The organism is Streptomyces sp. NPDC030165 (genome assembly GCF_055573595.1).
This window is the reverse complement of the sequence record NZ_JBVIBD010000007.1, coordinates 23,327-39,647: the sequence shown is the minus strand read 5'-3', so window position 1 is coordinate 39,647 and position 16,321 is coordinate 23,327. Positions and strand designations below refer to the sequence as shown.

The following is a 16,321-nucleotide window of genomic DNA, read 5'->3' as shown; positions in this document are numbered from 1 at the left end:
ACTTAGCCTTACCTTAGCTGATCGGCAAGGATCTGTGACGGCAGGATTGCGGTGGTACGCGCGAATCATGCATTGAAGGAGACTGTCGTGTCGGCGAACAGCTTCGACGCCCGCAGCACGCTGCGCGTGGGCGACGAGTCGTACGAGATCTTCAGGCTGGACAAGGTCGAGGGCTCCGCCCGCCTTCCCTACAGCCTGAAGGTGCTGCTGGAGAACCTGCTCCGCACCGAGGACGGCGCGAACATCACCGCCGACCACATCCGTGCGCTGGGCGGCTGGGACTCCCAGGCGCAGCCCAGCCAGGAGATCCAGTTCACGCCGGCCCGCGTGATCATGCAGGACTTCACCGGCGTGCCGTGCGTCGTGGACCTCGCGACCATGCGCGAGGCCGTCAAGGAGCTGGGCGGCGACCCGGCGAAGATCAACCCGCTGGCCCCGGCCGAGCTGGTCATCGACCACTCCGTCATCGCCGACAAGTTCGGCACCGCCAACGCCTTCCAGCAGAACGTGGAGCTGGAGTACGGCCGCAACAAGGAGCGCTACCAGTTCCTGCGCTGGGGCCAGACCGCCTTCGACGAGTTCAAGGTCGTCCCGCCCGGCACCGGCATCGTGCACCAGGTCAACATCGAGCACCTGGCCCGTACGGTCATGGTCCGCAACGGTCAGGCCTACCCCGACACCCTCGTCGGCACCGACTCGCACACCACGATGGTCAACGGCCTGGGCGTACTGGGCTGGGGCGTCGGCGGCATCGAGGCCGAGGCCGCGATGCTGGGCCAGCCGGTCTCCATGCTCATCCCGCGCGTCGTCGGCTTCAAGCTGACCGGTGAGCTCAAGCCCGGCACCACCGCCACCGACCTGGTGCTGACCATCACCGAGATGCTGCGCAAGCACGGCGTCGTCGGCAAGTTCGTCGAGTTCTACGGTGAGGGCGTCGCCGCCACCTCGCTCGCCAACCGCGCCACCATCGGCAACATGTCGCCGGAGTTCGGCTCCACCGCCGCGATCTTCCCGATCGACGACGAGACGCTGAACTACCTGAAGCTGACCGGCCGCTCCGAGCAGCAGGTCGCCCTGGTCGAGGCGTACGCCAAGGAGCAGGGCCTGTGGCTGGACCCGGCCGCCGAGCCGGACTTCTCCGAGAAGCTGGAGCTGGACCTGTCGACGGTCGTCCCGTCGATCGCCGGCCCGAAGCGCCCGCAGGACCGCATCATCCTGGCCGAGGCCGCCCAGAAGTTCGCGCAGGACGTGCGCAACTACGTCAGCGAGGCCGACCTGGACGAGGCGGGCAAGGAGTCCTTCCCGGCCTCCGACTCCCCGGCGGTCTCCAACGGCACGCCCAGCAAGCCGACCCAGGTCGTCGCGGCCGACGGCTCGGTGTTCGAGATCGACCACGGCGCCGTCACCGTCGCCGCGATCACCTCCTGCACCAACACCTCGAACCCCTACGTCATGGTCGCCGCCGCCCTGGTGGCCAAGAAGGCGGTTGAGAAGGGCCTGTCCCGCAAGCCCTGGGTCAAGACCACCCTCGCCCCCGGCTCGAAGGTCGTCACCGACTACTTCGACAAGGCGAACCTGACGCCCTACCTGGACAAGCTGGGCTTCAACCTCGTCGGCTACGGCTGCACCACCTGCATCGGCAACTCCGGTCCGCTGGACGAGGAGATCTCGAAGGCGATCAACGAGGCCGACCTCGCCGTCACCTCGGTGCTCTCCGGCAACCGCAACTTCGAGGGCCGGATCAACCCCGACGTCAAGATGAACTACCTGGCGTCCCCGCCGCTGGTCGTCGCGTACGCCATCGCCGGCTCCATGAAGGTGGACATCACCACCGAGGCGCTCGGCACCGACCAGGACGGCAACCCCGTCTACCTCAAGGACATCTGGCCCTCCGAGGCCGAGGTCAACGACGTCGTGGCCAACGCCATCGGCGAGGACATGTTCTCCAAGTCGTACGAGGACGTCTTCGCGGGCGACGCCCAGTGGCAGGCGCTGCCGATCCCGACCGGCAACACCTTCGAGTGGGACCCGCAGTCCACCTACGTCCGCAAGCCCCCGTACTTCGAGGGCATGACGATGGAGACCAGCCCGGTCTCCGACGTCCAGGGCGCCCGCGTCCTGGCCAAGCTGGGCGACTCGGTCACCACCGACCACATCTCCCCGGCCGGTGCGATCAAGGCCGACACCCCGGCCGGCCAGTACCTCACGGAGCACGGCGTCGAGCGCCGCGACTTCAACAGCTACGGCTCGCGCCGCGGTAACCACGAGGTCATGATCCGCGGCACGTTCGCCAACATCCGCCTGCGCAACCAGATCGCGCCGGGCACCGAGGGCGGCTTCACGCGTGACTTCACGCAGGAGGACGGCCCGGTCTCCTTCATCTACGACGCGTCGCAGAACTACCAGGCGGCCGGCATCCCGCTGGTCATCCTGGCCGGCAAGGAGTACGGCTCCGGCTCGTCCCGCGACTGGGCGGCCAAGGGCACCGCGCTGCTCGGCGTCAAGGCCGTCATCGCCGAGTCCTACGAGCGCATCCACCGCTCGAACCTGATCGGCATGGGCGTCCTCCCGCTCCAGTTCCCCGAGGGCGCCTCGGCGCAGTCCCTGGGCCTGACCGGCGAGGAGACCTTCGACATCACCGGCGTCACCGCCCTGAACGACGGCGGCATCCCGGAGACCGTCAAGGTCAAGGCTGGCGACGTGGAGTTCGACGCCAAGGTGCGCATCGACACCCCCGGCGAGGCGGACTACTACCGCAACGGCGGCATCATGCAGTACGTGCTGCGCTCGCTGATCCGCAAGTGACGGACGCGGCCCGCTCCGCGTGAGCGGGCCGCGCACAAGGGCCGCATCCCCAGCCGGGGGTGCGGCCCTCGTCGTACCCGGACAGTGCCGCCCGGCCGCTGCCGCACTCCGGGCAAAGCAGTGCGACGCGCCCCGTGGGGACGCGTCGCACCATCACCTCACCGGCGGGCGGTCGAGTCGACAGGAGTCTCCCGGCTGCCGGTGTCCTTGAGGACTAGAACATCCAGCTGTAGATGTTGTAGCCGAAGCCGAGCTGCTTGCGCGGCGCGAAGGGGGCCGAGGCGTTGCCGGTGCCCTTGTACAGCCACAGCTTGCCGTCGGCGCCACGGGCGACCAGGTCGGCGCGGCCGTCGAGGTCCACGTCACCGGTGCCGACCAGGGTGTTGTACCCGTTCCAGCCCGCACCGACCTTCACACGCGGCGAGAAGGGCGCCTTGTAGTTGCCGGTGCCCTTGTAGAGCCACAGCACACCGGAGCCGTCCCGGGCCACGATGTCGGCCTTGCCGTCGCCGGTCAGGTCGCCCTTGCCGGAGATCTGGGTGTAGCCACCCCAGCCGGCGCCGATCCTGACCCGCGGGTCGACCTTGCCGTTGTCGTAGCCGAGGTAGAGCCACAGCACCCCCGAGCCGTCGCGGGCGAGGATGTCGTAGGCGGTGCCGCCGCCGAGGTTGCCGGGCGACAGGACCTTGTTGTAGATGTTCCAGCCGCCGCCGATGGTCCGGGCCTCGCCCTCGGTCTGGGCGTCGGAGAAGTACAGGTTTCCGGCGTAGTCCCAGGCCCAGGAGCCGTCGCCCATGCCGTCGTCGTTCTGGTCGACCAGGGCCGCGGCCTTGATCAGGTCCCAGTCGGCCCCGGCGAACAGGCGCTCGTCGAGACCGCCGGTGCCGTTCGGGGCGTAGTGGTACAGGAAGCCGGAAGAGCGCTCCACGCCGAAGAGGCCGAAGGCCGGCGCGTCCTGGGCCTTGACGCGGGCCGAGGCTCCGGCCTTCGGCGGCGTCTGCGCCAGCGAGTCGATGTCGAGCTTCTTGACCGGGGCGGGGACCGGCGCCGGGGCATCCGCCACCGCGGCTGAGGCACTGGTGCCGACCAGGGCGGCGGCGACCGCCGCGACAGCCAGACGCGACAGGGCGCGTCCGCGCTTACGGCCGGGAAGTTTGGCCACGTAATTCTCCATTTGCCATGTGATGAGGCGCGACGCACCTACATGAGGTGCGCCGCGGGATGCTCAGGATCTTTGCACAAGGCCTTCACATGTCAACTGATTTGCGGATGGTCTGATCAATTGGTCCGCTAAGTTCGTTTTGCCGGGCCGATCAGCTCAACCTCCGCCAGAGTGGCGCGGCTTGACGGAATCAGACGGTAATCGGTGTAGGTACCGGGCGTTCTGATCGCGAATACCCTGGTTTGCCGGTCCCAGCTGAAGGACTCGCCCGTACGCCGGTCGAGAGTCCGCCACTTCCCGTGTCGGTCCCGGCCCTCCAGCACCCAGGCGGCGGGAGCGTCCCCCCGCGCCGCCGAGGTGAGGGTGTACGAGGTCACCCGCGCCGCCGACTTGAGGGTGACCGGGACCGACGTGAAGGACACCGCGGTGTCCGACGTGTCGTCCAGGAGGGGGCTGCCGCCCGGCGCGGTCAGGTCGCCGTCCGGTGCGGGCACCCGGTCGTCGCGTGTGATGGACGACGGCGCCGCGTCCTTGCCGGTGCCCCAGGCGGAAGGCCGCGGTCCCATCGCGAATTCCAGGGTGCCGCCGCGGGCGATCAGGGAGTGTGGCAGGGCGGTGGAATGCCAGGGTTTCCCGTTGACCCGCAGGCCCTGCACGTACACATTGCGGGCGCTGTTGCGCGGTGCCCGGACGACGAGGTCGCGGCCGTTCTCCAGATGGACGGTGGCCTTGGTGAACAGCGGCGAGCCGACCGCGTATTCGGGCGATCCCATCACCAGCGGATAGAACCCGAGCGCGCTGAAGACGTACCACGCGGACATCTCGCCGTTGTCCTCATCGCCCGGATATCCCTGGCCGATCTCGCTGCCCAGGTAGAGGCGGGAGAGGACCTCGCGGACCTTTTCCTGCGTCTTCCACGGCTGCCCGGCGGCGTCATAGGCGTACGCGATGTGGTGCGACGGCTGGTTGCTGTGCCCGTACATGCCCATCCGGGTGTCCCGGGCCTCGGTCATCTCGTGGATGACGTTGTTGTAGGAGCCGGCGAATTCCCTCGCCGCGGTCTCCGGGGTGGCGAAGTACGCGTCCAGCTTCTTGGCCAGGCCCGCCCGGCCGCCGTACAGGTTGGCCAGGCCACGGGTGTCCTGCGGTGCGGTGAAGGCGAACGACCAGGCGTTGGTCTCGGTGTAGTCGTGGCCCCAGACGCGCGGGTCGAACCGGTCCGGGGGCAGCCGCCAGTTCCCGGCCGCGTCCTTGCCCTGGAAGAATCCGACCTTGCTGTCGAAGTGCTTGACGTAGTTGCGGGCACGGTTGAGGAAGTACGCGGACTCCTCCTTGTAGCGCGGCTTCTTCGTCTTCTCGTACAGCGCCTGTCCCATGCGGGCGATGCCGTAATCGTTGAGATGACCCTCCAGCGCCCAGGACATGCCTTCCTTGGTGTCCGTGCTCGTGTAACCGCGGAAGGGCGAGGTGGCCATGCCCTTACGGCCGACACCCGGGCTGGGCGGGGCGACGGTGGCGTTCTTCACCGCCGCGTCATAGGCGGCCACGGCGTCGAACTTCACGCCTTTCGCGTACGCGTCGGCGAATGCCACGTCCGAACTGGTCCCGGTCATCAGGTCGGCGTAACCGGGCGAGGACCAGCGGGAGATCCAGCCGCCGTCCTTGTACTGCTGGACGAAGCCGTCGACCATTTTCCCCGCCTGTTTCGGTGTCAGCAGGGAATAGGCGGGCCACGTGGTGCGGTAGGTGTCCCAGAAGCCGTTGTTGACGTACACCTCGCCGTCGACGATCTTCGCGCCGGTGTGCGTCGGGGTGTCCGGGCCGGTCCGCGGCGAGAACGGGCTCGCGTACCGGGTGCGCGCGCCCACCTGCTCGTACCCGGAGTTGGGGTAGAGGTAGAGCCGGTAGAGGTTGGAGTAGAGGGTGACGAGACGGTCCCGGCTCGCGCCCTCGACCTCGATACGGCCGAGGATGCCGTCCCACTGGGCACGGGCGCGGTCCCTGACCCGCTCGAAGGAGTCGCCCGCCGGAATCTCCCGCTCCAGGTTCGCGCGTGCCTGGTCGACGCCGATCAGGGAGGTGGCGATGCGCAGCGTGACCGTACGGTCCGCGCCGGGCCGCAGCTTCAGGTAGCCCGTGACGTCCGGGCCACCGCCGCCGCTGAGCTTGCCACCCGCGGTCACCGGCGCGTCGAGCACGCCGTACACGAACAGCCGGGTGGCGCCGACGGACAGATTGCTGCGGACGTCGGAGAAGCCGGTGACGATGCCCCGCCCGGCGTCGAGGGTGAGCCCGCCGTTGTTGTTGACGTTGTCGAAGATCAGGTTCGCGTCGTCACCGGGGAAGGTAAAGCGCATCAGCGCCGCGTGGTCCGTCGGGGCGATGTCCGCTCTGAGGCCGTTGTCGAAGGTGACGCCGTAGTGGTGCGGCGTCGCGGTCTCGTCGGCGTGGCGGAAGGGCAGGGCGCGGGCCGCGCGGCCGGCATCCGGGGTGCCGGTGGCGGTGGACGGCATGACCTGGAAGGTCTGCCGGTCGCCCATCCAGGGGCTCGGTTCGTGGCTGGCGGCGAACGCCTGGAGGGTGGGCAGGTTGGCGGCGTTGTTCTTCCGCGCGTACTCGTACAGCCAGTCGGTGGAGCCCGCGTCGGTCACCGGCGTCCAGAAGTTGAAGCCGTGCGGCACGGCGGTGGCGGGGAAGTTGTTGCCGCGCGAGAAGCTGCCGCTGGAGTTCGTGCCGCGGGTGGTCGCCACGTAGTCGGAGAGGTGGGCGGGCGGCTTCTGCCTGGCCTCGGGCCCGAGGGTGATGTCGTCCACCCAGCCGCGGAAGACCGGGGTCGTCCTCGGCGCGCCGGGGGCGTCGTACGCGACCAGGATCCGGTCGACGGTCTTGCCCGCGGCCACTGCGCCGATGCGCGACTGGCGGTGGTTCCACTGGTTGACGTAGAGCGTCTTGGCGGCGGCCTGGCCGCGCGGGGTCAGCGGGGCGCCGTTCTGGTCGGTGGCGCGCAGCTCGCTGAGGTACGTGCCGTCGGTGAAGGCCAGGTCGAGCGCGACATGGGTGGCGGGGTAGCCCAGGTCGGTGGCGGCCATCTCGGGGAAGATCTTGTACGACAGGGACGTCGCGCGCGTGACGGGCATGTCGACGTCGAAGACCTTGTTGTACGAGTAGCCGCGGCCGGCCGCGGTGTGCGTGCCCGCGTACCGCAACGCGCGCAGCCCGCTGAAGCCCGCGTTCGTCCTGGCCGTGGGGGAAGCGGTGGGGCCGGAGTCGGGGTGGCTGGCCATGCCGCTGCCCGGGCCGCTCTCCGGGCCCACCCCGGAGGTCTTGGCGCCGTCCGGGCCGGTCTCGACGGTGTCCAGCCAGTCCGGCTGCGGATCACCGGTCTCGAAGGAGGAGCTGAACTGCCGGCCCGCCGGGGGTTTTTGCGGGGGAGCCGCTACGGCGGCGGAGGAAGCCGTCAGGGCGAGCAGGGCCGCGGCCGCGAGCGCGACGGCGCGTGCCGTGCCGGGCAGGGGTCTGTGCCGGTGTCTGAGCCGCACGCGTACCTCTCAACGAAGGCGACATGGCAACGAAGGCGACACTTCAACGATGGTGACATCGTTGTCAGCTGCGTAATGCAGAGATAAGTAAGGTGTGTGGGGTCTTTGTTGTCAAGGGTGACCCTGCGAACGGCGGCCAGAAGTCCGTGGCCGGAGCGACGCATACCGGCGAGGTCTCAACTCGGGAAAGATGGCGGCCCGAACTTGCTTACGATCTTGCCGAGTTGACGTGAAGTGGACTATACCTGTCGGCGTCCGAGCGACGGTGCGAACGACGTCGCGGACCCGGGGGGACCTGCGGAGCAGCACAAGAAATCGGCCCCGCACATCTCTGGCGTGCCCGGTGCACATCCCGTACAACTCAGCTTCATCTGACCCGCGGTGCCGGGGTGGCTCCGGTACACCGCATGAGTCCTGAAGAAGGCGAGGACTTGCGCATGGGAACCACCTCAGATTTCAGCCGTCGCGACCTGATCAAGCGGGCCACGGCCCTCGGAATCGTCACCGTACCGGCCATGAGCGCGCTGTCGGCGTGTGCCGGCAGTGGCGGTGGCGGCGGCGAGAAGGTCGAAAAGGGGCAGAAGTCCGCCAAGAATCCGCTGGCGGTCAATGACAGTGCCGCCCTCGACGTCGTCATCTTCGACGGCGGCTTCGGCGACAAATACGCCAAGGACGCCCAGGCCGAATACGTCACCGCCTTCCCGAAGACCAAGGGCAAGGTCAAGCTCGCCTCCACCCAGAAGATCCAGTCCACGCTGCAGCCGCGTTTCAACGGCGGCAACCCGCCGGACCTCGTGGACAACTCCGGCGCCGAGCAGATGGACTTCGGCACCCTGGTCTCCAAGAACCAGCTCGCCGACCTCACCCCGCTGCTCGACGCCCCGTCGATCGACGACCCGGACAAGAAGGTGCGCGACACCCTGCGTCCCGGCGTCGTCGAGATGGGCCAGTTCGGCGGCGAGGAAACCTGGATCATGTACTACGCGTACACGGTCTACGGCGTGTGGTATTCCAAGACCAACCTCCAGAAGGTCGCCGACGCGGAATACCCGCAGACCTGGGACGAGATGCTCGCCGTGTGCGAGAAGGCGAAGAAGAAGGGCGTCGCCGGGTGGACCTACCCCGGCAAGTACCCGTACTACCTCCCCTTCAGCCTCTACCCCTTCATCGCCAAGATCGGCGGCACAGAGGTGCTGCGGAAGATCGACAACCTGGAGCCGAACGCCTGGAAGGACCCGGCCGTCAAGGCCGCCTTCGAGGCGTACTACGAGCTGTACAAGAGGGGGTACGTCCTCAAGGGTTCGCCGGGCCTGGACCACCTCCAGTCGCAGAAGGCGTGGGCCGAGGGCAAGGCCCTGTTCATACCCAACGGGTCGTGGGTGGAGAACGAGTCGGCCAAGCAGATCGAGAAGAACCCGGATTTCCAGCTCTCGGTCGGCGCGCCGTCCAGCCTGTCCGGCTCCGACAAGATGCCGTTCGGCACCATCTGGGCCTCCGGAGGCGAACCGTTCATCGTGCCCAAGCAGGCGAAGAACGCCCCCGGCGGCATGGAGATGCTGCGCATCATGCTCAGCAAGAAGTCCTCGCAGAACTTCATCAAGCAGGTCTCCTCGCTCACCTCGCTCAACGGCGGCACCGAGGGCCTGACCCTGCCCCCGGGCCTGGACTCGGCGCAGCAGGCGCTGCAGAAGGCCGGCCGGAACATCGTCAACCCGCGGATCCAGGACTGGTACGTGGCGCTGCAGAAGGAGAAGATCGGCGTCGGTGCGCTGGGCGAGATGATGGCGGGCCGGATGACTCCCGACGAAGCGATCAACAAGATCCAGAAGTACGCGGACGAGACGCGCGACGACAGCAGCGTCAAGAAGTACAAGCGCTGACCGGTGCATCTCACGCGTCACCAGCGGTGGCCTTTACGGCAGTCGCGGGGAAAGAACGGGATCGGTAGTCATGCAGCACGGTAAATACCGCTTCATAGCAGGGTTCTTGGTCCTCCCGCTGGCGATATACGCGATCTTCGTGATATCGCCGTTCGTGCAGGCGATCTACTACTCCTTCACGGACTGGACCGGCCTGAGCTCGGACATGAAAATGGTCGGGTTCGACAACTACGCGCGCCTCTTCAAGGACAGCGTCTTCTGGGCCTCGGTGGGAAACAGTGTGACGCTGTTGCTGCTGTTGCCGGTGGTGACGCTCTCGCTCGGGCTCTTCTTCGCCTTCATGCTCAACGTCGGTGGCCGCCGCAGGAAGAAGGCGGTCATCGGCGGCGTGCGCGGCTCGGGCACGTACAAGATTCTGTACTTCTTCCCGCAGGTGCTGTCGATCCCGATCGTCGCCCTGCTCTTCCAGTTCGCGTACAACCCGGAGAGCGGCGCGCTGAACGCGTTCTTCCAGGCGATCGGACTGGACAACGTACAGCCCGACTGGCTGGGGGACCCGCAGCTCGCGCTCTGGTGCATCATGGGCGCGATGATCTGGGCCAATGTCGGCTTCTACGTCGTGCTCTTCTCGGCCGGCATGAGTTCCATACCGAAGGACTTCTACGAGGCCGCGCTGCTGGACGGTGCCAATCGGCTCAACACGTTCTTCAGGATCACCCTGCCGCTGCTCTGGGACACGGTGCAGACCGGCTGGATCTACATGGGCATTCTGGCCCTGGACGTGTCGGCCTTCGCCTTCGTGCAGATCATGAGCGTCGGGCCGGGCGGCCCCGACTATTCCACCGAAGTGCTGCCGCTGTACGTCTATCAGAAGACCTTCCGCGACGGTCAGGCCGGTTACGCCACCTCGATCGGCGTCTCCCTGCTGATAGTGACCCTGATCTTCTCGGCCATCGTCATGCGGCTGGGCCGGCGCGAGCGACTGGAGTTCTGATGAGCGTGCAGACCAAGCCTCCGGCCGCGACGGGCCGGAGCGGGAAGGACGACAAGGGCGAGAGCGCCGAGGGCCGGGTGCTGAACGTCTTCTCGCACGGCGTCCTGGTCGTCTGGGGCCTGCTGGTCACCATGCCGCTGCTGTGGGCGGTGGTCAGCTCCTTCAAGGACGACGGGGAGATCTTCGGCTCGCCCTGGGGCCTGCCGTCGGCGCTGCACTTCGACAACTGGGCGCGGGCCTGGGACAAGGCCAACATGGGCCAGTACTTCTTCAACTCGCTGATCGTGGTCGGCGGGTCGCTGATCGGCACCATGCTGCTGGGCGCGATGGCGGCGTACGTCCTGGCCCGGTTCGACTTCCCGGGCAACCGCTTCATCTACTTCCTGTTCGTGGGCGGGATGGGCTTCCCGGTCATCCTGGCGCTGGTCCCGCTGTTCTTCGTCATGAAGAACATGGCCCTGCTGGACACCTATCACGGCCTGATCCTGGTCTACGTCGCGTACTCCCTGCCGTTCACCGTCTTCTTCCTCAGCGGGTTCTTCAAGACGCTGCCGACGTCGGTGGCGGAGGCCGCGCTCATCGACGGCGCGTCCCACACGCGTACGTTCTTCCAGGTCATGCTGCCGATGGCGAAGCCGGGTCTGATCAGCGTCGGCATCTTCAACTTCCTGGGGCAGTGGAACCAGTACCTGCTGCCGACGGTGCTGAACGTCGGCGACCCGGACAAGAAGGTGCTGACGCAGGGCCTGGTCGCGCTGGCGGTCAGCCAGGGGTACAAGGGCGACTGGTCCGGCCTGTTCGCGGGTCTGACCATCGCCATGCTGCCGGTGCTCGGCGCCTACATCATCTTCCAGCGGCAGGTGGTGGCGGGCCTGACGGCGGGCGCCCTGAAGTAGCCCCGCGAGCCGGCGCGCGAGCCCGTACCGGCACGCCGTACGTCACAGCGGCCCCCGCCGTCCCGCGGGGGCCGCCGTGGCGTCCGCCGGAGGGCCGGGTTTTGGCCACAGGTCCGGTGCACCCGGTCGAGGACTTGACGTAACCGGACCCGGGCACGTCAGCTTAGATTCACATGTTGGAGACAAGCCGGGTCCCGTCGGTGTGGCCCGGCCGGCGGCCGGTCGTCGTGCCGGGCGCTACAGGCGGGAGTGGATGAGTCGATGGAGACTCCGGGTTCGCAGTCCTCGCTGCACCGGGCCAATCTGGAGCGGGTCGTACGCGCGGTGCGCATGGCGGGGTCGCTCACCCAGGCGGAGATCGCCCGGAGCACGGGGCTGTCGGCGGCCACGGTCTCCAACATCGTTCGGGAACTGAAGGACGCCGGGACCGTCGAGGTCACGCCGACCTCGGCAGGCGGCCGCCGCGCCCGCAGCGTCTCGCTCTCCGGCGACGCCGGGATCGTCGTGGGCGTCGACTTCGGCCACTCCCACCTGCGGGTCGCGGTCGGCAACCTCGCCCACCAGGTGCTCGCCGAGGAGACCGAGCCGATCGACGTGGACGCCTCCGCGGCGGAGGGCTTCGACCGGGCCGAGCGCCTGGTCAACCGGCTGGTCGAAGCGACCGGCGTCGGACCGGGCAAGGTCATCGGCGTCGGCCTCGGTGTCCCGGGCCCCATCGACGTGGAGTCCGGCACGCTCGGCTCGACCGCCATCCTGCCGGGCTGGAGCGGGACGAACCCGAGCGAGGAACTGTCCGGCCGGCTCGGCGTCGGCGTGTACGTCGACAACGACGCCAACCTCGGCGCGCTCGGCGAACTGGTCTGGGGCAGCGGACGCGGCGCCGCCGACCTGGCGTACATCAAGGTCGCCAGCGGCGTCGGCGCGGGCCTGGTCATCAGCGGCCAGATCTACCGGGGCCCGGGCGGCACCGCCGGCGAGATCGGGCACATCACCCTGGACGAGTCCGGGCCGGTCTGCCGCTGCGGCAACCGCGGCTGCCTGGAGACCTTCACCGCCGCCCGGTACGTGCTCCCGCTGCTCCAGCCCAGCCACGGCCCCGACCTGACCATGGCGGAGGTGGTCCGGCTGGCCCGGGAGGGCGACCCGGGCTGCCGCCGGGTGATCGCGGACGTGGGGCGGCACATCGGCAGCGGCGTGGCCAACCTGTGCAACCTGCTCAACCCGAGCCGGGTGGTGCTCGGCGGCGACCTCGCGGAGGCCGGGGAGCTGGTGCTCGGGCCGATAAGGGAGTCGGTGTCGCGGTATGCGATCCCCAGCGCCGCGCGGCAGTTGGGGATCGTGCCGGGGACGCTCGGCGGCCGCGCCGAGGTGCTGGGCGCGCTGGCGCTCGTACTGAGCGAGATGGGCGACTCGACGCTGCTGGACGGCACGCTGCCCGCCGACGGGAGCCCGCAGCCGGGCGGGCGGACGGCCCCCGGGGTGCCCGCCGTCGCGGGCGGCCGTGCCGCCGACGGCACCGGTACCTCTGCCATTGCCTGACGTATACGGGGCACGCTGCCGTACACGAGGCACGCTGAGTTCACACAGCTAACGCATGGCACCGTTGTCATCTCGTTAAGTATTTACTCCTTGACGGTCTGCGAGCGGCCGAGTTGACTTCCAGCCACCTCGGCCGCAACGACGCGGCCTCGTCAGGGAGGTTTCATCCGTGAACACGCATCTGCGTCGTGCTGCCGTGGCCGCGGCCGCCGTCTCGATGGCCCTCGGACTCGCCGCCTGCGGCTCCGCGAAGGAAGCCGGCGGCGACTCGGACGCCAAGAAGGACAAGAAGGGGCCGCTGACCATCGGCCTCCTGCTGCCCGAGAACCAGACCGCGCGCTACGAGCGGTTCGACAAGCCGCTGATCGAGAAGAAGATCCGCGAGCTGGCGGGCAAGGACACCGAGATCCTCTACGACAACGCCAAGCAGGACCCCTCCGTCCAGCAGCAGCAGGTCGACACGATGATCACCAAGAAGGTCGACGCGCTGATCCTGGACGCGGTGGACGCCAAGTCCATCGCCTCCTCGGTGAAGAAGGCGAACGACAAGGGCATACCCGTCGTCGCCTACGACCGGCTGGCCGAGGGCCCGATCAAGGCGTACACCTCCGTGGACAACGAGCGGGTCGGCCGGATCCAGGGCGAGTCGCTCCTGAAGGCGCTGGGCGACAAGGCCGGCCAAGGCGAGATCGTCATGATGAACGGGTCGGTCACCGACCCGAACGCCAAGATGTACAAGGACGGCGCGCACTCCGTACTCGACGGCAAGGTCAAGATCGGCAAGGAGTACGACACCAAGGAGTGGAAGCCGGAGAACGCCAACGAGAACATGAAGGGCGCCATCTCCTCACTCGGCAAGGACAGGATCATCGGCGTCTACTCCGCCAACGACGGCATGGCCGGCGGCATCATCACCGCCCTCAAGAGCGCCGGTTTCACCAAGCTGCCGCCGGTCACCGGCCAGGACGCCGAACTCTCCGCCGTGCAGCGCATCCTCACCGGTGAACAGTTCATGAGCGTCTACAAGCCGTACAAGCCGGAGGCCGACGCCGCCGCGTCGATGGCCGTCGCGCTCGCCCAGGGCAAGAAGCTCGACTCGATCGCCAAGTCCACCGTCGACAGCGCCACCGAGAAGAAGGTGCCGTCCGTCATCGTGACGCCCTTCGCACTGACCAAGGCCGATATTTCCAAGTATGTCGGCCAAGAAGGTTTCTTCACCAAGGCCGAGATCTGCACCGCCAAGTTCCGGTCCGCCTGCACCCAGGCCGGCCTGAAGTAAGCCCGGCCGTCCGCCCGGCCCCGCCGTCCGCCGACCCCCGCCCTGCGGCCGGGGTCCGGAAGCCGGGCGCCGGACGGCTCATCCCCGCCGGTCAGGCGGCGAAGGAGATGATTCACGTGACCGCTACGCCCGTGCTGGCGTTGCGCGGGGTCTCCAAGCGGTTCGGTGCCGTCCAGGCGCTCACCGATGTCGAACTGGAGATCCACCCCGGCGAGGTCGTCGCCCTGGTCGGCGACAACGGCGCCGGCAAGTCCACCCTCGTCAAGGCGATCGCCGGCGTCGGCCCCGCCGACGACGGCACCATCGAGTGGGAGGGCCGGCCGGTCGCCGTCGACCGGCCGCACACCGCCCAGGAACTGGGCATCGCCACCGTCTACCAGGACCTCGCGCTCTGCGACAACCTCGACGTCGTGGGCAACCTCTTCCTCGGCCGCGAGATCGTGCGCGCCGGTGTGCTCGACGAGGTCGAGATGGAGCGCCGCGCCCGCGAGCTGCTCGCCACCCTCGCCATCCGCATCCCGAGCGTCCGCATCCCCATCGCCTCGCTCTCCGGCGGCCAGCGGCAGACCGTCGCCATCGCCCGCTCCCTGCTCGGCGAACCCAAGGTCGTCATCCTCGACGAACCCACCGCGGCGCTCGGCGTCGAGCAGACCGCCCAGGTCCTCGACCTCGTGGAACGGCTGCGCGAGCGCGGCCTCGGTGTCATCCTCATCAGCCACAACATGGCCGACGTCAAAGCCGTCGCCGACCGGGTGGCAGTCCTGCGGCTGGGCCGCAACAACGGCACCTTCGACGTCCGCACCACCACCCAGGAAGAGATCATCTCCGCCATCACCGGCGCCACGGACAACGCCGTGACCCGGCGCAAGGCCCGCACCGCGGAGGCCAAGAAGTGACCACCAACCTCTCCAAGGCCGGCGACGAGCCGGTCGACGCCGCGCCCGTGGCCGAAGGCGCCGTCACCGCCGTGGACCCGCGGCTGCTCGTACGGCAGCAGGGCTTCAAGGGCTACCTCGACGAGTTCCGCCGCAAGACGCGCAGTGGCGAACTGGGCTCCCTGCCCGTCGTCGTCGGCCTGATCGTCATCGGCATCGTCTTCCAGCTCCAGGACTCCGCCTTCCTGGGCGCCGAGAACCTCTCGAACCTCTTCGTGACGGCCGCCGGCACCGGACTGATCGCCGTCGGCATCGTCTTCGTCCTGATCCTCGGCGAGATCGACCTGTCGGTCGGCTCGGTCAGCGGCCTGGCCGCCGCGGTCTTCGCCGTACTGAACATCAACAACGGCATGCCGGAGTGGCCGGCCCTGATCCTGGCCGTCCTCACCGGCACCGTGGCCGGCGCCCTGCACGGCTTCTTCTTCGCCCGCATCGGTGTGCCCGCCTTCGTCGTCACCCTCGCCGGGCTGCTCGGCTGGAACGGCCTGATGCTCCAGGTGCTCGGCGCGAACGGCACCATCAACCTCGACGACAGCGGCCTCGTCGCCAAGCTCACCAACTACTACTTCACCGATGTGGCCGCCGCGTACGGGCTGGCGACGGTCGCCGTCCTCGCCGTCCTCGGCCTTTCCCTGCTCGACGCGCGCCGCCGGGAGGCCGCGGGCGTCCCGAGCAGGCCGCTGAGCGAGATCATCCTGCGTACGGTGGTCCTCGCCGTCCCGGCCTACCTGGCGGCCTGGCTGCTGAACCAGTACAAGGGCCTGCCGCTCGCGGTCGTCATCTTCCTCGGCGTCGTCGTCGCGCTCGACTTCGTGCTGCGGCGCACCCCGTACGGACGTCAGGTCTTCGCCCTCGGCGGCAGTGTCGAAGCGGCCCGCCGCGCGGGCATCAACGTCGCCCTCATCCGGATCTCCGTCTTCTCCCTCGCCGGCACGATGGCCGCCGTCGGCGGCATGTTCCTGGCCTCCCAGATCAACGCCGCGAACCAGTCCTCCGGCGCCGGCAGCCTTCTGATGAACGCGATCGCAGCCGCCGTCATCGGCGGTACGAGCCTGTTCGGCGGCCGCGGCAAGACCTGGTCCGCCCTCCTGGGCGTCCTGGTCATCCAGTCCATCGCCTCCGGCATGGCTCTTCTGGGTATCGCCTCGGCGGTCCAGTTCATGATCACCGGTGCTGTCCTGCTGGCAGCCGTGGTCATCGACTCGGTCTCCCGCAAGACGCAGAAGACGGCCGGGCGGGCGTAGGGCGCGTTCGGCCGGGAAACCCGGGGGCAGGCCTGTGACCTCGGCCCC

Annotated in this window: 10 protein-coding genes; 8 read left to right on the top strand and 2 right to left on the bottom strand. The window is 68.5% G+C overall.

Features of this window, described 5'->3' with window-relative positions; genetic code table 11:
• Positions 1 to 87 precede the first annotated feature (87 nt).
• A complete protein-coding gene (gene acnA, locus ACZ4Z1_RS15225) occupies positions 88 to 2,805 on the top strand; it encodes an aconitate hydratase AcnA (protein WP_468487054.1) in 2,718 nt (905 codons plus the stop codon).
• Positions 2,806 to 3,019: 214 nt separating this feature from the next.
• Here acnA and ACZ4Z1_RS15220 read toward each other — a convergent pair whose 3' ends face one another.
• Both ACZ4Z1_RS15220 and ACZ4Z1_RS15215 read right to left on the bottom strand, forming a co-directional pair.
• On the bottom strand, positions 3,020 to 3,967 hold the full coding sequence (locus ACZ4Z1_RS15220) for an FG-GAP repeat domain-containing protein (protein WP_468487053.1): 948 nt from the start codon (positions 3,965 to 3,967) through the stop codon (positions 3,020 to 3,022).
• 128 nt (positions 3,968 to 4,095) lie between these two features.
• Positions 4,096 to 7,506, bottom strand: coding sequence for a GH92 family glycosyl hydrolase (locus ACZ4Z1_RS15215; protein WP_468487052.1), 3,411 nt, complete (start codon positions 7,504 to 7,506; stop codon positions 4,096 to 4,098).
• A gap of 437 nt (positions 7,507 to 7,943) precedes the next feature.
• Between ACZ4Z1_RS15215 and ngcE the strand changes: the two genes are divergently transcribed.
• The 7 genes from ngcE (at position 7,944) to ACZ4Z1_RS15180 (ending at position 16,273) form a co-directional block, all read left to right on the top strand.
• The gene (gene ngcE, locus ACZ4Z1_RS15210; protein ID WP_468487051.1) at positions 7,944 to 9,386 is read left to right on the top strand and encodes an N-acetylglucosamine/diacetylchitobiose ABC transporter substrate-binding protein; all 1,443 of its coding nucleotides are present in this window, start codon (positions 7,944 to 7,946) and stop codon (positions 9,384 to 9,386) included.
• A gap of 70 nt (positions 9,387 to 9,456) precedes the next feature.
• Entirely contained in the window at positions 9,457 to 10,380 is a 924-nt protein-coding gene (locus ACZ4Z1_RS15205; RefSeq protein ID WP_468487050.1) for a carbohydrate ABC transporter permease, read from the top strand.
• Complete coding sequence (locus ACZ4Z1_RS15200) at positions 10,380 to 11,276, top strand: carbohydrate ABC transporter permease (protein WP_468487049.1); 897 nt, start codon at positions 10,380 to 10,382, stop codon at positions 11,274 to 11,276. Before ACZ4Z1_RS15205 ends, ACZ4Z1_RS15200 begins: the two co-directional genes overlap by 1 nt.
• Positions 11,277 to 11,537: 261 nt before the next feature.
• Positions 11,538 to 12,815: an ROK family transcriptional regulator gene (locus ACZ4Z1_RS15195; RefSeq protein WP_468487048.1), complete on the top strand. Its 1,278-nt coding sequence runs from the start codon at positions 11,538 to 11,540 to the stop codon at positions 12,813 to 12,815.
• A 169-nt stretch (positions 12,816 to 12,984) separates the two neighbouring features.
• The gene (locus tag ACZ4Z1_RS15190) at positions 12,985 to 14,094 is read left to right on the top strand and encodes a substrate-binding domain-containing protein (RefSeq protein ID WP_468487047.1); all 1,110 of its coding nucleotides are present in this window, start codon (positions 12,985 to 12,987) and stop codon (positions 14,092 to 14,094) included.
• A gap of 107 nt (positions 14,095 to 14,201) precedes the next feature.
• Positions 14,202 to 14,990 carry an ATP-binding cassette domain-containing protein gene (locus tag ACZ4Z1_RS15185; protein WP_468487046.1) on the top strand — a complete coding sequence of 263 codons (789 nt, stop codon included), beginning with the start codon at positions 14,202 to 14,204 and terminating at the stop codon, positions 14,988 to 14,990.
• A complete protein-coding gene (locus ACZ4Z1_RS15180) occupies positions 14,987 to 16,273 on the top strand; it encodes a sugar ABC transporter permease (protein ID WP_468487045.1) in 1,287 nt (428 codons plus the stop codon). The genes ACZ4Z1_RS15185 and ACZ4Z1_RS15180 overlap by 4 nt, the downstream gene beginning before the upstream one ends.
• The last annotated feature ends 48 nt before the right edge of the window (positions 16,274 to 16,321 follow it).